This is a genomic window from Streptomyces sp. NPDC027185, assembly GCF_055567035.1.
Genome location: NZ_JBVHRF010000001.1, coordinates 677,562 through 701,537, shown reverse-complemented (window position 1 = coordinate 701,537; position 23,976 = coordinate 677,562). Strand labels below are relative to the sequence as shown.

At 74.2% G+C, this 23,976-nt stretch carries 22 protein-coding genes and 3 tRNA genes; 15 read left to right on the top strand and 10 right to left on the bottom strand.

Going from position 1 to position 23,976, the window contains the following annotated elements:
- Positions 1 to 207: 207 nt before the first annotated feature.
- Positions 208 to 996 carry a sulfite exporter TauE/SafE family protein gene (locus tag ACZ4M8_RS03025; protein ID WP_467602876.1) on the top strand — a complete coding sequence of 263 codons (789 nt, stop codon included), beginning with the start codon at positions 208 to 210 and terminating at the stop codon, positions 994 to 996.
- A gap of 54 nt (positions 997 to 1,050) precedes the next feature.
- Here ACZ4M8_RS03025 and ACZ4M8_RS03020 read toward each other — a convergent pair whose 3' ends face one another.
- On the bottom strand, positions 1,051 to 1,431 hold the full coding sequence (locus tag ACZ4M8_RS03020) for a cupin domain-containing protein (protein ID WP_467602874.1): 381 nt from the start codon (positions 1,429 to 1,431) through the stop codon (positions 1,051 to 1,053).
- 617 nt (positions 1,432 to 2,048) lie between these two features.
- On the opposite strand from ACZ4M8_RS03020, the gene cutA reads away from it, so the two are divergent.
- Positions 2,049 to 2,405: a divalent-cation tolerance protein CutA gene (gene cutA, locus ACZ4M8_RS03015; RefSeq protein WP_467602873.1), complete on the top strand. Its 357-nt coding sequence runs from the start codon at positions 2,049 to 2,051 to the stop codon at positions 2,403 to 2,405.
- 1 nt (position 2,406) lies between these two features.
- Positions 2,407 to 3,462, top strand: coding sequence for a trypsin-like serine peptidase (locus ACZ4M8_RS03010; RefSeq protein WP_467602871.1), 1,056 nt, complete (start codon positions 2,407 to 2,409; stop codon positions 3,460 to 3,462).
- Between the two features lie 555 nt (positions 3,463 to 4,017).
- Here ACZ4M8_RS03010 and ACZ4M8_RS03005 read toward each other — a convergent pair.
- Positions 4,018 to 4,698: a SanA/YdcF family protein gene (locus ACZ4M8_RS03005; protein ID WP_467602869.1), complete on the bottom strand. Its 681-nt coding sequence runs from the start codon at positions 4,696 to 4,698 to the stop codon at positions 4,018 to 4,020.
- A gap of 270 nt (positions 4,699 to 4,968) precedes the next feature.
- Between ACZ4M8_RS03005 and ACZ4M8_RS03000 the strand changes: the two genes are divergently transcribed.
- The 7 genes from ACZ4M8_RS03000 to ACZ4M8_RS02970 all read left to right on the top strand — a co-directional run bounded on the left by ACZ4M8_RS03000 (position 4,969) and on the right by ACZ4M8_RS02970 (position 15,208).
- A complete protein-coding gene (locus ACZ4M8_RS03000) occupies positions 4,969 to 6,006 on the top strand; it encodes an adenosine deaminase (RefSeq protein WP_467602868.1) in 1,038 nt (345 codons plus the stop codon).
- A 378-nt stretch (positions 6,007 to 6,384) separates the two neighbouring features.
- A complete protein-coding gene (locus ACZ4M8_RS02995; RefSeq protein ID WP_467602866.1) occupies positions 6,385 to 7,539 on the top strand; it encodes a sirohydrochlorin chelatase in 1,155 nt (384 codons plus the stop codon).
- Positions 7,536 to 8,912, top strand: a complete 1,377-nt coding sequence (locus ACZ4M8_RS02990; protein WP_467602865.1) for a deoxyguanosinetriphosphate triphosphohydrolase — start codon at positions 7,536 to 7,538, stop codon at positions 8,910 to 8,912. Before ACZ4M8_RS02995 ends, ACZ4M8_RS02990 begins: the two co-directional genes overlap by 4 nt.
- Positions 8,913 to 9,177: 265 nt before the next feature.
- On the top strand, positions 9,178 to 10,440 hold the full coding sequence (locus ACZ4M8_RS02985; RefSeq protein WP_467602863.1) for an NAD(P)/FAD-dependent oxidoreductase: 1,263 nt from the start codon (positions 9,178 to 9,180) through the stop codon (positions 10,438 to 10,440).
- A gap of 9 nt (positions 10,441 to 10,449) precedes the next feature.
- On the top strand, positions 10,450 to 11,472 hold the full coding sequence (locus tag ACZ4M8_RS02980; RefSeq protein ID WP_467602861.1) for a pyridoxal-phosphate dependent enzyme: 1,023 nt from the start codon (positions 10,450 to 10,452) through the stop codon (positions 11,470 to 11,472).
- Positions 11,473 to 11,520: 48 nt separating this feature from the next.
- Positions 11,521 to 13,431 (top strand): DNA primase, encoded by a 1,911-nt coding sequence (gene dnaG / locus ACZ4M8_RS02975; RefSeq protein WP_467602860.1) that lies wholly within the window; start codon positions 11,521 to 11,523, stop codon positions 13,429 to 13,431.
- A gap of 604 nt (positions 13,432 to 14,035) precedes the next feature.
- Positions 14,036 to 15,208 carry an RNA polymerase sigma factor gene (locus ACZ4M8_RS02970; RefSeq protein WP_467602858.1) on the top strand — a complete coding sequence of 391 codons (1,173 nt, stop codon included), beginning with the start codon at positions 14,036 to 14,038 and terminating at the stop codon, positions 15,206 to 15,208.
- 24 nt (positions 15,209 to 15,232) lie between these two features.
- Here the strand turns inward: ACZ4M8_RS02970 and ACZ4M8_RS02965 are convergent, their stop codons facing one another.
- The gene (locus tag ACZ4M8_RS02965) at positions 15,233 to 16,720 is read right to left on the bottom strand and encodes an FGGY family carbohydrate kinase (RefSeq protein ID WP_467602856.1); all 1,488 of its coding nucleotides are present in this window, start codon (positions 16,718 to 16,720) and stop codon (positions 15,233 to 15,235) included.
- Between the two features lie 82 nt (positions 16,721 to 16,802).
- Positions 16,803 to 17,102, bottom strand: a complete 300-nt coding sequence (locus tag ACZ4M8_RS02960; RefSeq protein ID WP_467602854.1) for a YtxH domain-containing protein — start codon at positions 17,100 to 17,102, stop codon at positions 16,803 to 16,805.
- A 270-nt stretch (positions 17,103 to 17,372) separates the two neighbouring features.
- Here ACZ4M8_RS02960 and ACZ4M8_RS02955 point away from each other — a divergent pair.
- The 3 genes from ACZ4M8_RS02955 to ACZ4M8_RS02945 all read left to right on the top strand — a co-directional run bounded on the left by ACZ4M8_RS02955 (position 17,373) and on the right by ACZ4M8_RS02945 (position 17,776).
- Positions 17,373 to 17,445 (top strand) — tRNA-Asn (locus tag ACZ4M8_RS02955).
- Between the two features lie 5 nt (positions 17,446 to 17,450).
- Positions 17,451 to 17,523, top strand: a tRNA-Asn gene (locus ACZ4M8_RS02950).
- A gap of 179 nt (positions 17,524 to 17,702) precedes the next feature.
- A tRNA-Ile gene (locus ACZ4M8_RS02945) sits at positions 17,703 to 17,776 on the top strand.
- Positions 17,777 to 17,907: 131 nt separating this feature from the next.
- Here the strand turns inward: ACZ4M8_RS02945 and ACZ4M8_RS02940 are convergent.
- Positions 17,908 to 18,807, bottom strand: coding sequence for a tyrosine-type recombinase/integrase (locus tag ACZ4M8_RS02940; protein ID WP_467602853.1), 900 nt, complete (start codon positions 18,805 to 18,807; stop codon positions 17,908 to 17,910).
- A gap of 534 nt (positions 18,808 to 19,341) precedes the next feature.
- Between ACZ4M8_RS02940 and ACZ4M8_RS02935 the strand changes: the two genes are divergently transcribed.
- Positions 19,342 to 19,680 carry a hypothetical protein gene (locus ACZ4M8_RS02935; RefSeq protein WP_467602851.1) on the top strand — a complete coding sequence of 113 codons (339 nt, stop codon included), beginning with the start codon at positions 19,342 to 19,344 and terminating at the stop codon, positions 19,678 to 19,680.
- Positions 19,681 to 19,942: 262 nt separating this feature from the next.
- Here ACZ4M8_RS02935 and ACZ4M8_RS02930 read toward each other — a convergent pair whose 3' ends face one another.
- Positions 19,943 to 20,614 carry a hypothetical protein gene (locus ACZ4M8_RS02930; RefSeq protein WP_467602850.1) on the bottom strand — a complete coding sequence of 224 codons (672 nt, stop codon included), beginning with the start codon at positions 20,612 to 20,614 and terminating at the stop codon, positions 19,943 to 19,945.
- 248 nt (positions 20,615 to 20,862) lie between these two features.
- On the opposite strand from ACZ4M8_RS02930, the gene ACZ4M8_RS02925 reads away from it, so the two are divergent.
- Positions 20,863 to 21,249, top strand: a complete 387-nt coding sequence (locus ACZ4M8_RS02925; RefSeq protein WP_467602848.1) for a DUF8189 domain-containing protein — start codon at positions 20,863 to 20,865, stop codon at positions 21,247 to 21,249.
- 179 nt (positions 21,250 to 21,428) lie between these two features.
- On the opposite strand, the gene ACZ4M8_RS02920 is transcribed toward ACZ4M8_RS02925, so the two are convergent.
- The 4 genes from ACZ4M8_RS02920 to ACZ4M8_RS02905 form a co-directional block, all read right to left on the bottom strand.
- Positions 21,429 to 21,890 (bottom strand): NUDIX hydrolase, encoded by a 462-nt coding sequence (locus ACZ4M8_RS02920; RefSeq protein WP_467602846.1) that lies wholly within the window; start codon positions 21,888 to 21,890, stop codon positions 21,429 to 21,431.
- Positions 21,891 to 21,958: 68 nt separating this feature from the next.
- Complete coding sequence (locus ACZ4M8_RS02915; RefSeq protein WP_467602845.1) at positions 21,959 to 23,092, bottom strand: protein-L-isoaspartate O-methyltransferase family protein; 1,134 nt, start codon at positions 23,090 to 23,092, stop codon at positions 21,959 to 21,961.
- Complete coding sequence (locus tag ACZ4M8_RS02910) at positions 23,089 to 23,580, bottom strand: lasso peptide biosynthesis B2 protein (RefSeq protein WP_467603450.1); 492 nt, start codon at positions 23,578 to 23,580, stop codon at positions 23,089 to 23,091. The genes ACZ4M8_RS02915 and ACZ4M8_RS02910 overlap by 4 nt, the downstream gene beginning before the upstream one ends.
- Positions 23,504 to 23,956 (bottom strand): NUDIX hydrolase, encoded by a 453-nt coding sequence (locus ACZ4M8_RS02905; protein WP_467602843.1) that lies wholly within the window; start codon positions 23,954 to 23,956, stop codon positions 23,504 to 23,506. The genes ACZ4M8_RS02910 and ACZ4M8_RS02905 overlap by 77 nt, the downstream gene beginning before the upstream one ends.
- Positions 23,957 to 23,976 lie beyond the last annotated feature (20 nt).

Below are 23,976 nucleotides of genomic sequence, written 5' to 3'. Positions count from 1 at the left end.
GCTCCGAGGGCGCGGGCCGGGGCGGCGAGGGGCCGTGCCGTGGTGGCGAACGCGGCGGTTCGGTCACCGGCCCGTGACGGGATCGCGTGCCCTGACGGCGGCGGGGCCGGGCGGCGGTGATTCCAGGGGCCGCCCGGTGGCGGGGCCTCGGCCCGGCCGCCCGGGGACAACGCCGGTGCCGGTGCCCCGCGTTCGTAGGATCGCCCCGTGCCCGCTGACATATCCCCCACCGTCCTGTCCCTGCTCTGCCTGGCGGCGCTCGCCGCGGGCTGGATCGACGCCGTCGTGGGCGGCGGCGGCCTGCTGCTGCTCCCCGCGCTGCTGGTCGGACTGCCGCACACGCCCGTCGTCCAGATCCTGGGCACCAACAAGTCCACGGCCGTCGTCGGCACCACCGCCGCCGCCGTGACCTACGCCCGCAAGACCCCCGTCGACCTGCGGACGGCGCTGCGCATCGGGCTCGCCGCACTCGCCGGGTCGCTCGGCGGCGCGTTCTTCGCCGCCGGGATCAACAGCGCGGTGCTCCGCCCGCTGATCATGGTGATCCTGCTCGGCGTGCTCGCGTTCGTCCTCCTCCGCCCGTCCTTCGGGACCGCGTCCGCGCCGTCCGGCCCGGTCACCCGGCGCCGGGTGCTCGCGGCGATCCTCGTGGCGGGCCTCGGCATCGGCTTCTACGACGGGCTGATCGGGCCCGGCACCGGGGCGTTCCTGATCGTCGCGCTGTCGGCGGTGCTCCGGATGGACCTGGTGGCCGCCTCCGCCACCGCCAAGATCGTCAATGTCTGCACCAACGTGGGCGCGCTCACGGTGTTCACCCTCCAGGGCGCCGTGCTCTGGCAACTGGGCGCGGTCCTCGCCCTGTTCAACCTCGTCGGCGGCGCGGTGGGCGCCCGTATGGCGCTCGAACGCGGCGCCGGTTTCGTCCGCGGCGTCCTGGTGGTCGTGGTCGTCGCCCTGCTGGCCAAGCTGGCGTACGACCAGTGGGGCGGGGGCTGAGCCCACCGAGGACGCCCCGCCACCGGGGGGCGTGTGCGCCCGGCGCCGACCGCCTCACCCCTGGGCCGTCGCCGACCCCGCCGGGGCGGGCCGGGGCGTCTCCGGGACGGCGGTGACGGCGGTGAGCAGGACCGCGGAGTCCTCGACGGCGTGCAGCGCGTGGCGCTCCTGGGGGATACGGGCGATCTGCCCGGCGACCAGCTCCCGGTTGCCGCCCGGCGCGGTGAGGCGGACCCGGCCGTGCAGCACCTCCAGGCTGGCGGCGGGCGGGGCGTTGTGCTCGTCCAGCGCGCGGCCGGCCAGCAGCGCGATCACGGTCTGCCGCAACGGCCCGTCGTGCAGGAAGAGATGGGCGCTGCGGCCGTGCGCCGAGGCGCGCGCGTCGTCGAGCCGATCGCGGACGAGGGCCTTGAGGTCGTTGACGTCGCTGTCCATGCCGTGCCCTTTCCGCCGTGCCCGGCCGGTCCTTCCGGGCGTCCGGCCGTCCCGCTTCCGCCCGTCCGGCCGCCCGCGACCGGGCCGTCCCGGCCGTACGGCTCACCGGGCATGCCGGCCGTACCGTGGCCCGCGGTTCCCGGGGCGGGCCGGTGCCGTCCGTCCCGTTTCCATCGTGGGCCCTGGTCGGCAGGGCGCAAGCCGGGCCGCCAAAGTGGTCCGGAAGGACCGTCCCGGGACGGCTCGGAGGGCTCGGCGGAGGGGGGCGTGACCGGGGTGGCCGCGCGCCGGGCGCCCGCGTGCGGCGGCCGGGGCGTGCGCCGTGGGGCCGCGCGCCCGGTGCCCGGACGTCCCGGCACCGGCGTGCGCGGAGGGCCGCACGCCCCGCGCGTTCCGCCCGCACGGGTCCGCCGCCTTTCGGACCCGGCAGGTGGTGCCGTGCGCCTCCACGGTGATCGTCCGGGTCCGTACCATGCCGTCCGGAGATCAACTCGGCCGCTCCGCCCAGGACTCGTCCCGTCCGCGGAGCGACCGGACCGCTCCGCCCACGACGCGTCCCGCCGACGCCGTCAGCCAGAACCGTCCCGCCCGGGACCGACCCGAAAAGGTGCGCCCACGTGACCGACCCGTACGAGCCCACCGACCCCGCCGAGGGGCCGGTGGGCTGTCTGACCGTGCTGACGACCACCGACGACGAGGCGAAGGCGCAGGAGCTGGCGCGCGGGGCGATCGCGGCGCGGGTGGCGGCGTGTGCGCAGGTCAGCGCCCCGATGACCGCCGTCTACCGCTGGGCGGGCGCCGTGGAGACCAGCCGCGAGGTGCAGGTGCTGTTCAAGACCACCGAGGCCCGCTACGACGCGCTGGAGGCCCACATCCGGGCGGCGCACGACTACGACACCCCCGAGATCATCGCGACGCCCGTGGTGCGCGGCTCGGCGGACTATCTCGACTGGATCGCGAAGGAGACCCGCTGACATGCGACGACACGGCAGGAAGCACCGCGGGAAAGCGGTGGTGGCGGCACTCGGCACCGGCCTCGGGCTGGCCGCCTGGCTGACCACCGCGGCGGTCAGCCAGGCCGGCGCCGCCCCCGGCTCCGACGACCGCCCCCAGGGGCACGCGGCACCCGGCGCACCCGGGGGCGGCACCCCCGCCGCGTCCCCGAAGCCGTCCGCCACCGGTGACGGCCACGCCCCGCGGATCACCATCACCTCGGCCGCCGCGTCCTGGACCGCCGAGGCGGCCGCCGACTTCTGGACGCCCGCCAAGATGGCCGCGGCGCTGCCCCGCGGTTCCGCGGCGGGCGGCCCGCAGGTGCTGACCTCGGCCGCCCCGGCCGCGGCGTCGGTGCCGACCGCCCGGCACATCGACGGCATCCCGTCCGTCGGCGTCCTCTTCTCCGTCGACAAGGACGCCCGCGCGCACTACTGCACCGCGAGCGTGGTCACCAGCCCGCGCCACAACCTCCTGCTCACCGCGGGCCACTGCAACCCCGGTACGCGCGCCGCGTTCGTCCCCAAGTACCGCTCCGGGGCGGGCAAGCAGCCCTACGGGGTGTGGGCGATCACCAAGTCCTTCACCTACCCCGGGCACGGCACCACGGGCACCGCCTCCAACCTGGACTTCGCGTTCGCCACCGTCGCCCCCGACCGGCGCGGTCGCACCATCGAATCGCTCACCGGGGGCAACACCCTCACCCCGACGCCCGGTTACACCAACGACGTCACCGTCATCGGCTACCCCAGCGTCCGCAACGACCCCCAGGACCGGGCCGTACGCTGCGAGACCGGCACCAAGCGGCTCGCCGGCTACCGCCAGCTCCGTATGGAGTGCAACGGCTTCCACGGCGGCACCTCGGGCAGCCCCTGGCTCACCCACTTCGACGAGCGCACCAGGACCGGCCGCGTCATCGGCAACATCGGCGGCCTCAACGGCGGCGGCCCCGACGGTCCGCACGCCGACCGCACCTCCTACAGCCCCTACTACGGCGCGGAGATCATCACGCTGTACCTCCGGGCCCTCACGGGCTGAACCCGGAGGCGGGTGCCCCCGGGGCAGGCCCGCGCGTACCCAGGGGGCGGCCGGTGTCCCGTCCCCAGGGGCGTGCGGCGGTGCGTCCCAGGGACGCGACGGGGTGCCCGCCGGGCCCCCGGGGCGGGCCCGGCTCGATGCCCGCGGGGCGGGGACGCGGTGGGCCCGTTCGGGCAGCCCGGCCCGGAGCTGCCGGGCCCGGCGGTGCGGCGCTCCTGGGCCGGCCGCCTGTGCGGGGTCCCGGAGCGGCCCGCTGCTCCGGGACGGCCCCAGGGCCGACCAGGGCCGGTGGCGCGGTGCCCCCGGGGCCGGCCGCCCAGGTGTCCCAGGGGCGGGGGAGAGACCGCCGCCCCGGGGCAGCCGGACCACGATCACCTGCCCCAACGGCCCGCGGCCTCACGGTAGTTGACCGGCGGTTGCCCGGCGCCCCCTCGGGTCCGCCGGGCGGACCGCACCCGGCTACGCACCCGGGGACGGTGCCCCCACGGCCGGGGCGCCCCGGACGCGCCTGCCCCGGAAGGCAGCCGCACCGGGGCGCCCCGGCCGCCCGCCGCCCTACCGCAGCGCCGCCGTCAGCCCTGGTTCGTGCGGGCCCAGGAAGTGCGGGTCGGGCCGGAGAGCCGCGTCGGCCGCCGCCTTCCCCGCCGCGGCGATCTCCCGTACGCCGCCGTAGAGCCAGGTCACGTCGTGCGGGGCGGCGACGCCCACGCCGTACGCGTCGATCCCCGCCGCCGTGCACAGGGCCAGCGCCCGCCGGATGTGGAAACCCTGGCTGACCAGCACGGCGCGCCGGACGCCGAAGATCCGGCGGGCCCGGCTGCACGAGTCCCAGGTGTCGAACCCGGCGTGGTCCCCGACGATCCGCCGCCCCGGGACGCCGTGGCGCACCAGATAGCGGCGCATCGCGTCCGGCTCGTCGTAGTCGGTCCGGCTGTGGTCGCCGGTCACCAGGAGCGCCCGGACCGTGCCGCTCCGGTAGAGCCGCACGGCGGCGTCCAGCCGGTCCGCCAGATAGGGCGACGGCTCACCGTCCCAGAGCCCCGCGCCGAACACCACCGCCACGGGGGCGCGCGGCACCTCGTCGAGCGCCCGTACGCGCGGCCCCGCGGAGACGTTCAGCCAGGTCGCCGGGGCCAGCGCCAGTACCGTCAGCGCCACCGTGACCTGGTAGGCACGCCGCTGTCCCCGCCGGGTCCGCGGCAACCGCCACCGCACCCGCCACCTCGGCCACCGCATCCCGCTCCTCCGCTCCCCGGGGCCGCCACCGGCCCGCACCTCCGTGAGCGACGCAGAACGGCCCGGCCCGGTTGCAGCCGGGCCGCGCCACCGGTACGGGCGGCCGCACTCCGACGCGCCCCCGCCCGGACGGCCCGGGACGGTCGCGACCGGGCCCGCCGCCCCCGGCCGACCGGCCACCGGCCCACCGTCCGTAATGTCCCCCACCACCGTTAACCTGGGCGAATTCGCCGACCGGCCCCCGATCCGTACCGCAGAACAGGTGTGACCGTGCCTTCCTCCCCGCCCGCAGCCCCCGCCCCCGCGCCGCTTCCCAAGGCCGAACTGCATCTGCACATCGAGGGCACCCTGGAGCCCGAGCTGGCCTTCGCCCTCGCCGAGCGGAACGGCGTCACCCTGCCGTACGCCACCCGCGACGAGTTGCGCCGCGCCTACTCCTTCACCGACCTGCAGTCGTTCCTGAACCTCTACTACGCCCTGATGGCCGTCCTGCGTACCGAGGACGACTTCCACGACCTCGCCGACGCCTACCTCACCCGCGCCCGCGCCCAGGGCGTCCGGCACGCCGAGATCTTCTTCGACCCGCAGGCCCACACCGCCCGCGGTGTCCCCCTCGCCACCGTGATCGGCGGTCTGGCCCGCGCGCTCGACGCCGCCCCCGAACGCCACGGCATCACCACCCGCCTGATCATGTGCTTCCTGCGCGACGAGAGCGCCGAATCGGCCCTCGCCACCTTCGAGGCGGCCCGCCCACACCTCGACCGCATCACCGCCGTCGGCCTCGACTCCGCCGAGGTCGGCCACCCGCCGTCGAAGTTCCGCGAGGTCTACGCACTCGCCCGCGAGGCGGGGCTCAAGTGCGTCGCGCACGCCGGTGAGGAGGGCCCGCCCGCGTACGTCTGGGAGGCGCTGGACATCCTCGGCGTGGACCGCGTCGACCACGGCGTGCGCAGCATGGAGGACGAGCGCCTGGTGGCCCGCCTCGCCGCCGAGCGGACGCCGCTGACCGTCTGCCCGCTCTCCAACGTCCGGCTGCGCGTCATCGACGACCTCGCCGACCACCCGCTGCCCGCCATGCTCGACGCCGGACTGCTGGTCACCGTCAACTCCGACGACCCCGCCTACTTCGGCGGCTACGCCGACGACAACTTCACCGCCGTCCGCGACGCCCTCCACCTGGACGACGCGACCCTCCGCACCCTGGCCCGCAACTCCTTCCACGCCGCCTTCCTGGACGAGCCGACCCGCGAGAAGTACCTCAAGGAGATCGACGCGCACGAGGAGGCGGCGGAAGCGCGCCGGGGGTAGTGGCGGGGGCGGGAGCGGGGACGCGTACGGAGCCGGGCCCGGGGTGCGAGCCCGGTCGATGCGCGGGAGAGAGCGGTGCCCGGGAGTGCGTCGAGCGGCCCCGGGCCCGTACCGGGTGCCCCGCGCCCCGCGCACCCGATGGCAAGCCCCCGGCCCGGCGTCCGAGGCGCCCGCGCACCCGATGGCGAGGCCCCCGGCCCGGCGCACGGGGCGGCCCGCACCCGGTGGCCAAGCAGCCCCGCACCGGGGGCGCGGCGCCACCGCCCCGCGCCCCCGGTTCCGCCCTCTCACACCCCCTTCCCGTGGGAGGCGCCCCCGGTTACCGCGCGTTCCCGCTCGGGAAACGCCCCCGAAACGCCCACTCGGCAGCCTCACCCCATGACGGCGCCCCACCCCCGCACCCCGCTCCGCCCACCGGGCGCAACCCCGTACGCGCCCGGCGGACCGGCCCCCTACGGGTCACCCCTGGGCGGACCGGACTCCGAGGCACCGGGCCTGGGCGGTCCACCCCCGGGCGGACCGGACTCCGACACACCGCCGCCCCCGGCCGGACCGAACGCGGGCGGACCGGAGCCAGGCAGACCGGCCCCGGCACCCCCACGCCCGGCAGGACCGGGCCCGGCCCACCCGCCCTCCCACGGACCGGCCCCGTACGGTTCACTCCCGTACGGCCCGTCCCCGGGCGGACCGACCCCCGCCCCCGGACGCTCGACCTCCGCCGCCGTCCCCCGGGGCCACGCCCCGAGCGCCCCCGTCCTCGTCGCCGTCGCCCACGGCAGCCGTGACCCGGAGGCCCTGCCCGCCGTCCGTGCGCTGCTGGCGCGGGTCCGGGCGCTCCGCCCGGGGCTGCCCGTCCGGCTGGGCCACCTCGGGCTCGCCCGGCCGCTGCTCGCCGACACCCTCGCCGGGCTGCGCGGCGACGCCGTCCTCGTGCCGTTGCTCCTCGCCCCCGGCCACCACGTCACCCACGACCTGCCAGCCGCCCTCGCCGCCGCCCCGCACCTGGACGGCCGGATCGCCGCGCCCCTGGGCCCGCACCCGCTGCTCGCCGAGGCGCTGCACGGCCGCCTCACCGAAGCCGGCTTCACCCGGTACGCCGCGCCCGGCCGCCCCGCCCACACCGCCGTCGTCCTCGCCGCCGCCGGATCCCGGGCCCCGCGCTCCGCCGCCGGCACCGAAGCCGTCGCCGCGCTCCTGTCGGCCCGCCTCGGCGGCCTCCCCGTCGTTCCCGGCTACGCCTCCGCCGCCACACCCACCGTCCCCGGGGCGGTCCGCGCGCTGGCCGCCCGGGGACACCGCCGGATCGCCGTCGCCGGGTGCTTCACCGCCCCGGGACTGTTCGCCGCCCGGTGCGCCGCCGCCGCACCGGACACCGCCGCCGCCCCGCTGGGCGACCACCCGGCCCTGGCCCGCCTGCTGCTGCACCGCTACGACGAGGCGCTCGCCCGAGGGGAAGGCCCGGCCGCCGGAGATGTTCCCGGAGGCGACGGTTCCGCCCGGTACTCCACCAGGGCGGCTACCGTCGCCGTATGACGGGCATTCCTGCACACACCGGCCGTAACGACACCGGCCGTGAGGAGACTCCGGGGGCGCACCCGGACCATCGCGCGCCGTCCGGTCCGCCGTCCGCCACCCCCGGCTACACCCCGGCGGACGCCGCACGCTGGGTCACCGAACCGGACAAACGCCCCGGCCGCACCGCCTTCCAACGGGACCGGGCGCGGGTCCTGCACTCCGCCGCCCTGCGCCGCCTCGCCGGGAAGACGCAGGTCGTCACGCCCGGCGCCCGTACCCACCTCTGGGACGCCAGCCCCCGCACCCGCCTCACCCACTCCCTGGAGTGCGCCCAGGTGGGCCGCGAACTGGGCGCCGCCCTCGGCTGCGACCCGGACCTCGTCGAGACCGCCTGCCTGGCCCACGACCTCGGCCACCCGCCCTTCGGGCACAACGGCGAACAGGCGCTCAACGAGGTCGCCGCCCCCTGCGGCGGCTTCGAGGGCAACGCCCAGTCCCTCCGCCTCCTCGCCCGCCTGGAGCCCAAACGGTTCCGCACCACCACCGACGGCACCCCCGTCAGCGTCGGACTCAACCTCACCCGCGCCGCCCTGGACGCCGCCACCAAGTACCCCTGGCCCCGGGGCGGTCACCCCACCGACCCGGACTCGCCCAAATTCGGTGTCTACGAGGACGACCTGCCGGTCTTCGCCTGGTACCGCGAGGGCGCCCCCGGCGCCGCCCGCAGCTTCGAGGCCCAGGTCATGGACTGGTCCGACGACGTCGCCTACTCCGTCCACGACGTCGAGGACGGACTGCACGCCGGCCACCTCGACCCCAACCTCCTGCTCGCCGATGCCGAACGCGCCGAGATCTTCGCCGTCGCCGCCCGCCGCTACGCCCCGGGTGCCGACCCCGAAGCCCTGGCCGCCGCCCTCGACCGCCTCCTCGACCAGGAGTGGTGGCCGCACGGCTACGACGGCTCCGCCCTCGCCCAGGCCCGCCTGAAGGACGCCACCAGCCAGCTCATCGGCCGCTTCTGCACCGCCGCCGAGACCGCCACCCGCGCCGCGTACGGCACCGGCCGCCTCACCCGGTACGCCGCCTCGCTCGTCGTCCCGGAGGACACCCGCCTGGAGTGCGCCGTCCTCAAGGCCGTCGCCGACCGCTACGTCATGCAACGCCCCGACCAGGAAGCCCTCCGCGCCGACCAGCGCATCGTCCTCACCGAGCTCGCCGAGGCCCTGCTGCGCCGCGCCCCCGACGGCCTCGACCCCCAATTCCGGTCACTTTTCGAGGAGGCCGGCGACACCGCCCGGCTGCGCGTCGTCATCGACCAGATCGCCGCCCTCACCGACGCCTCGGCCCGCAGCCTCCACGCCCGCCTCACCCGCGCCCCCGGCACGCGCTGACCTCGCCACCCGATGACGCGCCGGACCGGACCCTTCCGTCCGCCCCCGCCGTGCGGGAGGCTCGGACCGCGCGACCGCGTCCGGGGCGCCCACCCACGCGGGTGTCGCCCGGCGCGACACCCGCACCGTCGCGCGACGGCGAAACACGGTAACGAGGACGGAGAACGGGGGAGCGTAACCGGGGGACCGAACAGCGGGGGAACGATCGGCGACGCGCACGGCCCGCGGCAGCGGACGTACGGCACCGACAACGAGGAGGAAGCAAGTGGTCGAAGCACACCAGACGTTCGTCATCGTCGGGGGTGGCCTGGCCGGCGCGAAAGCCGCCGAGACCCTCCGCGCCGAGGGCTTCACCGGACGGGTGATCCTCATCTGCGACGAACGCGACCACCCGTACGAACGCCCGCCGCTGTCCAAGGGATACCTGCTCGGCAAGGAGGAGCGCGACAGCGTCTTCGTCCACGAACCCGCCTGGTACGCGGGCGCCGACATCGAACTCCACCTCGGCCAGCCCGCCGTCCGCCTGGACCCGGAGGCCCGCACCGTCCGCCTCGGCGACGGCACCCTCATCGTCTACGACAAGCTGCTGCTCGCCACCGGCGCCGAACCGCGCCGCCTCGACATCCCCGGCACCGGACTGGCCGGCGTCCACCACCTGCGCCGCCTCGCCCACGCCGAGCGGCTGCGCGGCGTCCTCGCCTCCCTCGGCCGCGACAACGGCCACCTCGTCATCGCCGGCGCCGGCTGGATCGGCCTCGAAGTCGCCGCCGCGGCCCGCTCCTACGGCGCCGAGGTGACCGTCGTCGAGGCCGAGCCCACCCCGCTGCACCCCGTCCTCGGCCCCGAACTGGGCGACCTCTTCGGCGATCTGCACCGCGCGCACGGCGTCCGCTTCCACTTCGGCGCCCGCCTCACCGAGATCGTCGGCCAGGACGGCATGGTCCTCGCCGTCCGCACCGACGACGGCGAGGAGCACCCCGCCCACGCCGTCCTCGCCGCCATCGGCGCCGCCCCCCGCACCTCCCTCGCCGAACAGGCCGGACTCGCCCTCGCCGACCGCGCCACCGGCGGCGGCATCGCCGTCGACGCGGCCCTGCGCACCTCCGACCCGCACATCTACGCCGCGGGTGACGTCGCCGCCGCCGACCACCCGCTCCTCGACACCCGCGTCCGCGTCGAGCACTGGGCCAACGCCCTCAACGGCGGCCCCGCCGCCGCCCGCGCCATGCTCGGCCAGGACGTCACCTACGACCGCGTCCCGTACTTCTTCTCCGACCAGTACGACGTCGGCATGGAGTACTCCGGCTACGCCCCGCCCGGCTCGTACGACCAGGTCGTCTGCCGTGGTGACGTCGCCAAACGCGAGTTCATCGCGTTCTGGCTGTCCGAAGGGCGGCTGCTCGCCGGGATGAACGTCAACGTCTGGGACGTCACCGGCCCGATCCAGCAACTCATCCGCTCCGGCCACCCGTTGGACCCCGCGGCCCTGGCCGACCCGGCGGTACCGCTGGAGAGCCTGCTCCCGTAGCGTGCCGCCATGAACGCTCGCACCCCGGGCCCCAGCGGCCCCGTCCCGCCCGCCGGCCCCGCGGCCGTCACCCTCGGCTCCGTCCGGGAGGCCGCGGCCCGGCTGGCGGGCGTCGCCCACCGCACCCCCGTGCTGCGCTCGCGCACCCTGGACGCGCTGGTGGGCGCCGAGGTCCACGTCAAGTGCGAGTCCTTCCAGCGCACCGGCGCGTTCAAGTTCCGCGGCGCCTACAACGCCCTCGCCCGCCTCACCCCCGAACAGCGCCGCCGCGGCGTCGCCGCCTACTCCTCCGGCAACCACGCCCAGGCCGTCGCCCTCGCCGCCCGCGAGCTGGGCACCACCGCCGTCATCCTGATGCCCGAGGACGCCCCGCGCTCCAAGCGCGAGGCCACCGAGGGCTACGGCGCCGAGATCGTCACGTACGACCGCTACACCGGCGACCGCACCGCCCTGGGCCGCGCCCTGGCCGAGGAGCGTGGCCTCGCCCTCGTCCCGCCCTTCGACCACCCCGACGTCATCGCAGGTCAAGGCACCACCGCCCTGGAGCTGATCGAGGAGACCGGGCCGCTCGGCGCGCTGCTCACACCGGCCGGCGGGGGCGGCCTGACGGCGGGCTGCGCCACCGTCGCCACCGCCCTCGTCCCCGGTATCCGCATGATCGCCGTGGAGCCCGAGGCGGGCGACGACACCGCGCGCTCCCTGGCCGCCGGGGAGCGCGTCACCCTCCCCGTACCGCGCACGATCGCCGACGGCCAGGCCACCGAGACGCCCGGCGAGCTGACCTTCGCGATCAACCGGCGGCTTCTCGACTCCGTCGCACTCGTCACCGACGACGAGATCCGCGCCGCCATGCGCTTCGCCTTCGAACGCCTCAAGATCGTCACCGAACCCAGCGGCGCCTGCGCCCTCGCCGCCCTGCTCAGCGGCCGGATCGACGCGCTCCCGCCCCGCGTCGGCGTGATCGTCTCGGGCGGCAACATCGCCCTCGACCGCTTCCTGGAGCTGATGGACGGCGCCCCGGCCGCACCCTGACCCGGCGGCCCGGACAGGACTGTCGGCGCCCGGCCGTAGAATTCATGCGTGGCAGGCAGGATCAACGATGACGACGTGAAGGCGGTGCGGGACGCGGTCCCGATCGACGCCGTCGTGTCCGAGTATCTCCAGCTCCGCAACGCCGGAGGCGGCAACCTCAAGGGCCTGTGCCCGTTCCACGACGAGAAGTCCCCGTCCTTCCACGTCAGCACCGCCAAGGGGCTCTACCACTGCTTCGGCTGCCAGGAGGGCGGCGACACCGTCGACTTCATCATGAAGATCGACCACCTCTCCTTCGCCGAGACCATCGAGCGCCTCGCAGCCCAAGCGGGCATCACCCTGCGCTACGAGGAGGGCGGCTACGCCCCCGGCCGCCAGCAGGGCGAGCGCACCCGCCTGGTCGAGGCCCACAAGGCCGCCGCCGCCTACTACGCCGAGCAGCTGGACTCACCCGAGGCCGAGATCGGCCGCCGCTTCCTCGCCGAGCGCGGCTTCGACCAGGCCGCCGCCCAGCACTTCGGCGTCGGCTACAGCCCCGCCGGCTGGGACCACCTCACCCGCTTCCTGCGCGGCCGCGGCTTCACCGACAAGGAGCTGATCCTCTCCGGCCTCTCCCAGGACGGCCGCCGCGGCCCCATCGACCGCTTCCGCGGCCGCCTGATGTGGCCGATCCGCGACATCTCCGGCGAGGTCGTCGGCTTCGGCGCCCGCAAGCTCCGCGACGACGACAACGGCCCCAAGTACCTCAACACCCCCGAGACCCCGATCTACAAGAAGGGCCAGGTCCTGTACGGCATCGACCTGGCCAAGAAGGAGATCGCCAAGACCTCCCGCGCGGTCGTCGTCGAGGGCTACACCGACGTCATGGCCTGCCACCTCGCTGGTATCACCACCGCCATCGCCACCTCCGGCACCGCCTTCGGCGAGGGCCACATCAAGATCCTCCGCCGGCTGCTGATGGACAACGGCTCGGCCCGTGTGATCTTCACCTTCGACGGTGACGCCGCAGGTCAGAAGGCCGCCCTCCGCGCCTTCGAGGACGACCAGAAGTTCGCCGCCGAGACGTACATCGCCATCGCCCCCGACGGTATGGACCCGTGCGAACTGCGCCTCGCCAAGGGCGACGCCGCCGTCGCCGATCTCGTCGAACCCCGCACCCCGCTCTTCGAGTTCGCCCTCCGCCAGATCGTGAGCCGCTACGACCTGGACACCCCCGCGGGCCGCGCCGCCGCCCTCGACGAGGCGGCGCCCGTCGTCGCCCGCATCAAGAACAGCGGCGCCCAGCACGAGGTCGCCGTCCAGCTCGCCGGGATGCTCGGCATCCTCGACACCCAGTTCGTCGTCCGCCGCGTCGCCCAGCTCGCCCGCTGGGCCCGCGAGCGCGGCCGCGACGGCGGCGACGGCCCGCCCCGCCGGGCCCCCCGCGGCCAGACCCCGCCGCCCGGCCCCGAGGCCCCCGCTCCCGGCCCGCGCGGCCCCGCGCTCAACCTCCGCAGCCCCGCCCACCGCGTCGAACGCGAACTCCTCAAGCTCGCCCTCCAACGCCCCGACCTCGTCTCCCCGGCCTTCGACGCGTACGGCACCGACGAGTTCACCGCCCCGCCCTACGCCGTGGTCCGCCGCTGCATCGAGGACGCCGGCGGCGCCGCCTCGCACGACGACGGCTACGTCCAGCGGGTCCGCGAGGCCGCCCCCGACGACACCGTCCGCGCCCTGGTCACCGAGTTGATCGTCGAGCCGCTGCACACCCGCCGCGACCCCGACGAGGCCTACGCCGGAGTCCAGCTCGTCGCTGTCCGCCTCGCCGCCGTCAACCAACGCGTCACCGAGATCCGCAGCACCCTCCAACGCCTCGGCCCCCGAGCCGACCCCGACCACCTCACCGCCGTCCAGAACGAACTCTGGGTCCTCCAGCAGTACGGCCAGTCCCTCCGCGAACGCGGCTACGCGGCGCTGTAGAGGCGGGGCCGCCTCGGGCCTCCCCGAGCGTCCCGCCACCCTCCGGGCGCCCGGCTTGAGGTGCCCGTCCTGGCGTCCCGGCTCTCCCGCCCGGCCGCCGCCTCCCTCCCACCGCGCGTCACCCTGGCCCCGCCGTCGCTTCGGTGCCGACCGGACCGCCCTGCCCCGGCGGCCCGGTCACGCTCCCCGGCCCGGCCCCGCCGGCCCCAGGCCCGCTGCCCCGGTGGCTCGCCCCGCCCCGCTCGCCCGCTCTCGGCCACCCACCACAGCCTCCACCCGGGCCACCGAGCCCGATCCGTCCGGCTCCTCACCCACGACGCCACACCCCCACGAGCCCCCCGCGCCCCGCACACCTGGACGGCGCGCTCCGCCCGACACCCCGGCGTAGCCGTACGGTCACGGAACGAACTCAGAAAGTGCTCGCACGCCCCTCGTGGCAGCCCTGTGTCGTACTCCACACTGAGGAGTGGTGCGCGAGCCAGCCGCGCCCCATCCGCTCCCGCGCACCCGCTTCCCGCCCGCGGCCCCTCGCGGTACGACGGCCGGCCCGCCGCCGCTCCCGGAGCCCGCCGCCCGCGCAGCGAATCCCCTGGAGGTCGCCCCCGTGCAGAGCCAGATCCTCCCCGGGACGCCCGGCGCCCCGCAGGCCGCGACCGGGACGACCCTGCCGCAGGGGGAGGAGGCCCCGGCCCGCCGCCGCGGCCCCCGCCCGCTCCGCGTCCCCGCCCAGCCCACCGGCCCCGCCCGCGGCGGCCCGCCCCCGTCGCCGGAGACCGGGCGTCTCCCGGACGACCCCGGGGCCCCGGCCGCCCCCGAGGACGAGGAGGAGGCCGTCCCCGGGCCGCCGCCGCGCCCCGAGGCGGCGGGGCCGTCCGCCGACCTATTCCGTCAGTACCTCCGCGAGATCGGGCGCATCCCGCTGCTCAGCGCCGCCGACGAGGTCGACCTCGCGCGCCGCGTCGAGGCCGGGCTCTTCGCCGAGGAGAAGCTGGCCCGCACCCCGGACCTCGACTCCCGACTCGCCGAGGACCTCGACACGTTGGTGGTCCGCGGCCGGATGGCCAAACGCCGTCTGATCGAGGCCAACCTCCGCCTCGTCGTCTCCGTCGCCAAGCGTTACCTCGGCCGCGGCCTGACCATGCTCGACCTCGTCCAGGAGGGCAACCTCGGCCTGATCCGCGCCGTCGAGAAGTTCGACTACGCCCGCGGCTTCAAGTTCTCCACGTACGCGACCTGGTGGATCCGCCAGGCGATGTCCCGCGCCCTCGCCGACCAGGCCCGCACCATCCGCGTCCCGGTGCACGTCGTCGAACTGATCAACCGCGTGGTCCGCACCCAGCGCCGCATCCTCCAGGAGACCGGCCGCGAGCCGACCCATGACGAGATCGCCGCCCACCTCGGCCTGACCACCGAACGCGTCGCGGAGATCCTGCGCCTGGCCCAGGAACCGGTCTCGCTGCACGCCCCGGTCGGCGAGGAGGACGACGTCTCCTTCGGCGACCTCATCGAGGACGGCGACGCCCCCTCACCCGCCGAATCCGCCGCCTTCCTCCTCCTGCGCGAACATCTCGACGCCGTCCTGTCCACCCTCGGTGAACGCGAACGCCGCGTCGTCCAGCTCCGCTACGGACTCGCCGACGGCCGCCCCCGCACCCTGGAGGAGGTCGGCCGCCTCTTCGGCGTCACCCGCGAACGCATACGCCAGATCGAGTCCAAGACCCTCGGCAAACTCCGCGACCACGCCTACGCCGACCAGCTCCGCGGCTACCTCGACTGACGCCCGCCGCTCCCTCCGCCCGCTTCACCCCTCCGGTACGAACGCCTCCTGCGCGGGCACCGAAGCGGCGAACGCCCCCGGATACGCCTCGTCCCGCACCGCCGCGTACTGCTGGCGCACCGCCTGGCCCACCGGCAGCTCCTCACCCGGCTCGAAGACCTGGCTCGCGGCGGCCGGCCACTGCGGCGGCTGGGACGGACCACCCGGCTCGGCGGTGGGCAGCGTGCCGTGCGCCGCGCCCAGCGCCCACGCCGCCTGCCGCGCCGCGCCCAGCGCCGCGTACTCGGCCGGCTGCGGCACCACGACCTGCACACCGAAGAGCGCGGGCGCCACCGCCTGCACCGCGGTCAGCTCCGCCGCCGCGCCGAGCAGGAAGACCCGGTTGACGGCCACACCCCGGCCGCGCAGCACGTCCAGCGCGTCGGCGAGCCCGCAGAGCATCCCCTCGACCGCCGCCCGTGCCAGGTGCTCCGGCTTCATGCTCTCCCGGCGCATGCCGTGCAACGACCCCGCGGTGTGCGGCAGATGAGGCGTCCGCTCGCCCTCCAGATACGGCAGCAGCACCATGCCGTACGCACCGGGCGTCGACTTCAGCGCCAGCTCCGACAGCCCTTCCAGGTCCGTGCCGAGCATCTCGGCGGCGCCGCGCAGCACCCGTACCGCGTTGCTGGTGTGCACCACCGGGAGATGACGGCCGGTCGCGTCGGCGAACGAGGTGATCGTCCCCTCCGCGTCGGCCAGCGCCTCGTGGTGGATGCTGAAGACCGAACCGGACGCGCCCAGCGACATCACCGCGTCGCCGACGCCCACGCCCAGCCCGAAGGCCGCGGCCATCGTCTCGCCCGTCCCGGCGGAGATCAGCAGCCCCTCCGGTGTGAAGCCCGCCGTCCCCCAAGGGGTGAGCACCTCCGGCAGCCGTACCTGATGGCCGAGCGCCAGCTCCACCAGTTCGGGCCGGTACGCCTCGGTCGCCGCCGACCAGAAGCCGGTGGTGGAGGCGCCGCCGCGGTCCGTGGTGCGCCGCGCCGGGCGGCCCAGCAGCTGCCAGGCCAACCAGTCGTGCGGCTGCATGACCTCGGCGATCCGGGCGGCGTTCGCCGGTTCGTTCCGGGCCAGCCAGCGCAGCTTGGTCACCGGGTGCGCGGCCTGCGGCACCGCGCCGACGGCCTGCGCCCACGCGGCCCGCCCGCCGAGCGAGTCCGTCAGGTCGGCCGCGGCGCTCTGCGCCCGCCGGTCGTTGCCCACCAGCGCCGGCCGCACCACGCCGCCCTCGGCGTCCAGCGGGACCAGCCCGTGCTGCTGCGCCGAGACGCCGATCGCCTGGACCCCTTCGAGCAGCCCGTTGCCGGCCGCCTCGCCCAGTGACATCAGCCACGCCTGAGGGTCGACCTCGGGCCCCTTCTCGACGGGGTGCGGCGCGTACCCCCGCCTGATGACGGCACCGGTATCGGTATCGCAGACCACGATCCGTGTGCACTCGGAAGAACTGTCCAACCCGGCGACTTTCCCCATGCCCCCAGATGATGCCCCATCCGGCGGCACGGGGACGCGCCAGGGTTTACGACAGGCCCCGCCAGGGAAGGGCGCCGCGCCGTCAGGTGTTGCTCGTCCCCCAGTCGTCCAGATCGTCCTCGCGCTGCTCACGCAGGGAGCGGACCCGGTCGGTGACCGCCTGCGGCATACGGTCGCCGACCTTGGCCGAAACCTTGCCGAACGCCCGCGTCGCCACCTCCCGGCCGCCCAGCGCGGCCGACTCGGCGCTGTTGCGCACCGCGGGATTCTCCGCGACCCGCCGGGCCGCACGGCGCAGCTGCTCGTACCGCTCCCGTCCGGCCCGCGTGCCGAGTACGTATCCGACGGCCAGTCCCGCGATGAACGTGAGCCGGTAGCGCATCGCTCCACCCTTCTGTGTCGTCGGCGGCGCGTCCGCCGGGGAGGGGTGCCGCCTCCGCCGGGGCGCCGTCCGCCGGTGGCGTCCGGTCGCGTCCGGTGCCGGTGCACCGGACCTGCGGGCTGTGCCGCGCGCCTGCCCTGCGGGGCCGGTGATCACCTGTGGCGATACCGATTGGCGGAGCACCCCCCTGCTTGCGCTAATGTATGTGTCGCAGCGAGCGCACGCCGTCCGGAGTTCCGGTCGGCGAAGCATTCGAGGCACACGCAGCATTCCCCTGTAGCTCAATTGGCAGAGCAGCCGGCTGTTAACCGGCAGGTTACTGGTTCGAGTCCAGTCGGGGGAGCGCGATCCCCTGTAGCTCAATTGGCAGAGCATTCGGCTGTTAACCGGAGGGTTACTGGTTCGAGTCCAGTCGGGGGAGCAGTGGAGAAAAGGGCCCCGAAAGGGGTCCTTTTCCATGTGCGGGGAACCGAACGTCCCACGGGCGAAGTCCTGTTGATCGTGCACAGCCGCCGGACGGCAGCCCACACGGGCAGCAGATCGTATGAGCGGCTATGCTGCGGCAGACGGCGCGCACATTTGTGCGCGGCGCGCCGTGTGGGGGCAGTAGCTCAGCCGGTCAGAGCAGCGGACTCATAATCCGTCGGTCGTGGGTTCGAGCCCCACCTGCCCCACCGTGAGGTGGAGACGTCATAACGTTTCTACCTGCACAAACGTGAGAGCGCGGGCGCCACTCCGCAGTGGCGGCCCGCGCTCACTCGCTCAGACCAAGATCCAGTGGACGCTCAGTGGACGCGGGAACGGATCAGTGGACAGAGGGCGTCTCCCGAGGCTTCCGGGACCGGCTCGACGGCCGGCGGGCCTTCTTGCCCGAGGCGGGCTCCAGGCCGGTCGGCAGCACCGGGATCTCCGGGCCTGAGTCCTCGGAGCGGGCCACGGTGAAGCGGACGAGGGCGAAGTACGGCCGCTGATCCTCGGGGTACTGGTCGCTGAAGTTCTCGACCCGAAGCAGCTCCAGGTGGTCCGTCGCACAGTGGTCCCGGACCCACTTCGCTGCGGCGTCGGTGGCGTCGCTCTGGCTTCGGCCGTCCAGGCTGATCATGCCGACAGGGTCGGAGCCGGGTTCGAGCTGGGCGCCAACGGCCCAGGAGGTGCCTGAGAGCCGCGCTCCGTGGGCGTAGAAGATGGCGAGGCCGTCCCGCCAGGCCACTGCCGGGATCTTCAGCGGGGTGCGCACCGTGTACGGAATGGCACGCGGAACCATGGCCATGACCGATTCAGCCTCGGCCTGCATCATCTCGGGCAGGACGCTCGGGTAGGTGTCGGAGGTGATCTGCCGGGAGGCGTGGCCCAGCTTTTCCTGGACGATCTTGATGTCGTGGCCGGCGAGGAGGGAGAGGGTGGCGGCGAGGTGCCGCAGATCGTGGAGCCGGACGGGGGGCAGGCCGGACAGCTCCACGAGCCGCTTGAACCGCCGGGAGATCCAGCCGGGATGCAGCGCCTCGCCGTTCTCGTGCGTCCACACCCGGCCGCTCTCGACGTAGGCGGCCCCCCACTCCTGCCGCTTCTGCTCCTGCTTCGCGCGGAAGGCGATCAGGTTGTCGACTGTTTCCGCGCCGAGCTTGAGTGTGCGGACGCTGTCAGCCTTCGGGGCCTCGCCGTACAGCTTGTAGGCGACCTCCACGATCTGCTGGGAGATGCGCATCCAGCGGGCATCTATATCGACCTCCGGCCCAGGGCAGAGCCGCCATCTCGCCTCGGCGGGGGCCGTTGAAGACGAAGGCGTGCCACAGCTCGTAGAACCAGTCGTCCCGGACGCCGTCGAGGAACTGCCCGGTCTGCTCGGGGGTCCAGACCATGACCGGTCCAGGCTTCTCACCCGTGCGTTTCCAATGCGCGACACGTTCCGGTGTCCACACGATCGGCTTCGGGCGGGAGGTGGGGGGAAGCTCTACTAGGGCTGCTCAGTTTTTGGAGAACGCCGACTCGCGCTTGTTTCCCCAGGTCAGAGCAGAGGAGAGCGTGTCGTTGATCCGGTGCATCGTGGCCGCGGAGGTGACCTTCCGCAGCCCGCGGCGTCCTTCTCGGAGTGCCGCGTTGGCGTCGAGGAACGCCCGGCGAGTGGTACGCCGCTCGTCGGAGCCCGGCGCCGCCCGGCTGCCGCCGAGTCGTGAGCCCTCTCCGCCGCCGGCGTCTGCTCGGCGGCGGGAGACGGCCGCAGGATGGAGAGGTGAGACGGGTGGATGAGTTCCAGCGGTCGTGGCTGCTCGCCCAGCTCGGCCCGGATGCCGACCCCGCGGACCTGGAACGCCGGTACTTCCGGCTGAGGTCGGCGCGGGCGGTCGCGCTGGAAGTGCTCGGGGAGCGCAGGGCGAAGCTGCTGGCAGACCCGTTGAAAGTCACCGTCGACGGCGTCGTGACCATGGACCTCCAGGAGAACCTGCGGGGTATCGAGCGGCAGATCGAGCAGGTCCGTCAGGCACCGGCGCCGGACGATCCTGGCGAGGAGGACAGTGAGGGAGAGGGCTGCGGGCTGCTGGCGGTGACGTGGCTGACGCCGGGGCGCCGGTACCGGTAGCGGCGGACGGGTGTATCCGGGGGCCTGGAGGGTCGTGGGGGCGTGTCGCGGCGCGTGCGGCGTCCGGAGCCCGACGACGCGGCGGAGTAGCCCCTGCCCGTCAGGCGGGGACGACTGCCAGGCCGGGTATGACGAGGCGGCCGGGGTCCGCCGTCGTGTCGGTGAGGTGCAGGTCGGTGGGGGTGCGTGCGTCGAGGCGTAGCTCGTTGATCAGCAGTTCGGCCGCGTGGGCGGCCTCGTCGGGGTCGAGGACGTCGTGTCCTTACCAGCCGGCGAGTGGGTGGTCCCAGCCTCGTTGCAGCATCTCGTCGTGGGGGGTCGGTTCGGGCCCGGCCCGGTCGTCCACCAGCACGGTCAGGTCCGGGCCGCTCTGGGCGATACCCACTGTCCGGCCCGTACGGTCGCCGCTTCCGGTGCTCCAGGTGGTGATGTTGAAGCCGAAGTGCCCGCGGGGCGGGAGGACCTGCGGGGCGTAGACGGCGCAGCTGCGCAGGAGTGCGGCGAGGGATGCTTCCAGGGTCAGCCAGTCCGGGGCCGCGGGGAGACGGGGCGGTGGCGGCCACGGCGGGTGTAGGTGCAGGCGCCACATGTACGGCAGGCGGGCGAAGTCGATGTCGTGGAGGTCGGGCTCGAAGTGCTGCCGTTCGGCTTCCGCCAGGTCGTGTGGTTCCCGGACGGTCAGGTGCAGGGTGGTCGCGGTGTTCCGTGTCAGGAGGAGGGTGCGGTCCTCCATGGTCCAGCGGACGTACGGTCCGCGGACGGCGCCTCCGTAGACGGCCGGGTCGCCGATGCGGCGGCGTACGGCCTCGATGACGGAGCGGACGGCGCCGGGGCCGTCCGGTATCGGCTCCGGAGACGTGTCCGTGCCGGCGTGGGCGAGGTGGCGACACGCGATGGCTGCCGCCTCGTCCAGGTCGCTTATTCGCCCACTCATGTGGATATTTTTTCCGATTGGGTGATTTTGTGCATATCGGGGATAGCGGGTGTAGGTTCCGGTTCTCGGTGAGTGCAGGAGCGAGGCGAGTGTGCGACAGGACAGGCAGTGGTCGGGCAAGAAGGGCGTCAGCGGAACGTGAGAGATGCGCCAGCTCCGGGCGGGAGAGTGGCGGCGTGGGCGTGGATGTCCTCGCCCGTCTTCCGCCCCGATGCTCCGGGGCCCCGGCACATACCGAAAGGCCGATCATGTTGAAGAAGGTGCAGGCGGCAGTACTCGCCGCCGTCGCAGTAGCGGGTATCGCCGTTTCCGCGGCTCCGGCACAGGCCAGCGGCTGCAATGTGGCGGGGCTCCCCGTCATCTGCGACTTCCCCGTGGCGGGCTGGAGGTACGACGACGGCGTGCGCCAGGAGTTCGCCATCAGCACCAACTCGGCGATGTACACCCGATGGACCGACGGCAACGGCAACTGGGGCGGCTGGCAGACGATGGGCGGCGTGTTCACGAGCGCCCCCCACCTCAGCAAGTACCAGTCCGACTCCCGTGCCCTTGACGTCAGCGCCCGGGGCACCGACGGCGAAATGTGGCATAACCAGCGGTCCATCGGCGGCAGTTGGAGCGGCTGGTGGAAGTAGGCCGCTGAATCATCCTGAGGTAGTGGGAGCTGCCGGCCCGCCGCGCGGGCCGGCAGCTCCTGGCTCCGCAGCTCTGCGGCCGGACGCCTGGATGCTGCCGTAGCGGAACCCGGTCGCCGCCGACGGTGCCGTCCCGGGCGGTGCTGCCGCTCGGGACGGCCGTGCGGGGAGTGCGGCGGCTACCTCCAGGCGTGGTGGTCGGACCGGTCGTGCCAGTGACTGGAGAACGGTTCGCCTTTGAGGTGGTGGACGATGCCGAGGGCGTTGTACCGGACGGTGTGGGGTGGCAGGTGGTCGGGCTGGTGCCAGCTGAGGCCCGCGCATTTGTGGGGCTCGGCGTTGACGGGGGTGCCACTCCAGTGGGTGGCGGTGAAGAACCAGCCGATGCGGGTGGCGCCTTCGGGGTTGCGGAAGTACATGGTGTGGACGATGCGCAGGGACTCGCGGTCGAGGTCGATGCCGATCTCTTCGCGGGCTTCGCGGATGACGGCGTCGTAGATGTCTTCGTCGGGTTCGACTTTTCCGCTGGGGAGGTTGAGCAGGCCGTCGGCATAGCCGGTGCCTCGCCGTTCTGCGAGACACACGGCCCCGTCGGCTCGGTGCAGGATGAGCATCACGTCGTTCACGGGGTGGCGCGGCAAAGGAACTCCATCCGGCGGTAACTGTGCGCTGAGGGAAGGCTCTTCGTTCACGGGGTGTGAGCTGCGGATTAGTTGTGCTTGCGGATCCAACCGGCCGGGAAAAGGAGAGGGTGTTCGGTCGTCCCTGCGGGGCTGAGTGAGCAGGACCAGGCCGTGAGCTCGGGGCGGCCCTCGTCGTTCCATTCCGTGACGTACTGCACCGCTTGGTCGGCGAGTTGCTGGGCTTCGGCATCGAGTGTGGAGTGGAGCCCGTTGGGCCGGACGTACACCGCAGTGTTGCCGTCGACGAGGGCGCATCCGGTGTAGTCGGTGGTGCCTTCGGCGCCCGCGCAGGTGGTGCGTGCGTCGCGGGCCGCCAGGTGCATCCACAGGTCGGTGTAGGAGCCTCGGAGGTCCAGTTCCCGGGGGAAGGGCCGGATGGCGAAGGACTCCGGCGCCGGGAAGCGGTGTCCGCGGGTGGCGGGCGAGGTGGTGGCTCCGGCGTAGAGGGGGCCGGTGGCGTTCATGAAGTCGGCGTTGGTCACGAGCTGCCCGGCGGCGGCGCCCTCATCGGTGCGGGTGACGCGGAGCAGCGGGTGGAGGCCGCCGTGGGCGACGGGGGCGAGGACGGCGCCGTTGGGGGCGAGCTGGTCGAGCCAGTGCGGGGGGATGCCGGCGATGCCGCAGGTCACCAGGATCAGGTCGTACGGGCCGTCTTCGGGGTGTCCGAGGTAGCCGTCCTCGGTGTGGACGGTGACGTGCCGGTTGCCGGTGCGGGCGAGGGCTTCGCGGGCTTCGGTGGCGACGAGGGGGAAAGCTTCGACGGTGTGGACGTCTGCGCCGGTGAGGTGGGCGATCAGTGCCGCGGTCCATCCGGTGCCCGCGCCGATTTCCAGGACGCGCATGCCGGGGCGCAGGTGGGCGGCTTCGAGCATCTTGGCGACGATGGAGGGTTGCGAGGTGCTGGAGAAGCCGCCGGCGTCGTCGGCGGGGGTGTGGGTCATGATGCCGCGGTCGGCGTAGGCGAGGCGGAGCAGGTCTTCCGTGGGCTGGGCGGGGTCGACCGGGGTGTGCCGGCCGGTGGCGTAGTGCCCGGCGATGAACAGATGCCGGGGCACCGCTTCGATGGCCGCCGCCACGGGCTCGGAGCGGAGGGCGTTCTTCGCGCGCAGGTCGGCGGTGAGGGCTTGGGCCCGGGGGGCCCAGTCGAGGGTGGTGGTCATCGGTGCGTGTGCTCCTGGCAGTTGTATCGGGTGACAGGGGTGTAGGTGCGGGTCGGGTCGCTCGGTTCCCCGGCGGGTCGGCCTTCGGCCTCCAGCCAGGCGTGGACCTCGGTGGTGCCGGGCTTGACGCCGAGGACGAGAGCGGGGGTGTGGCCGTGGGCGCGGCAGTACAGCAGTGCGGCCACCGACCGGGGCAGGCAGGCACGCTGACCGCCGAGGCGGAGGTCGGCGGTGCAGACGGCCAGTACGGCGTGCTCGGTCTCCGCCGCCGTGGAAGGGCGGGCCCCGCGCTGGGCTCGGGTCACGGCACGCTTCAGCCGGGATGAGCGAGTGCCGATCCGGGACGCGAGGGCCCCTGCCGTGCGGGCGCGGTGGTACGTGCGGGGTGCGTACCACCGCGCCTGGCCGGTGTCAGGCGGCGTTGTCCCATCCGTGGTGTGTGAGGGGGGCCGTGCCGCTGAGGTACCCGTCGATGCCTTCCTTGGGATATTCGATGATGTCGTCGGGCAGCTCGTGCACGGAGAACCATTCGAGGCTCATGCACTTCTCGGGCTCGCGGTTGACGGGTTCTCCGATCCACGTCGTGGCCTCGAAGAAGAAGCCGATGCGTTCGATGGCGGCGCTCTGTTTGTGGTGCACCACCTGCACGAGGCGCAGATCGTCGGGGGCGACGTGGATCCCGGTTTCCTCGAACAGTTCGCGGACGGCGCCGGCGGTCAGAGGCTCGCCCCGATCGAGCTTGCCCGAGGGCAGGTGCCATCGGCCGTGGCCGTAGGGCCCGCCGCGCTGGGAGAAGAGGATCTTGTCGCCGTCGCGGAGGATGACGTGGGTGTCGATCACGGGCTGCGCTGGTTCGGGGCTCATGGTTCCTGCGGTGTCGTCGG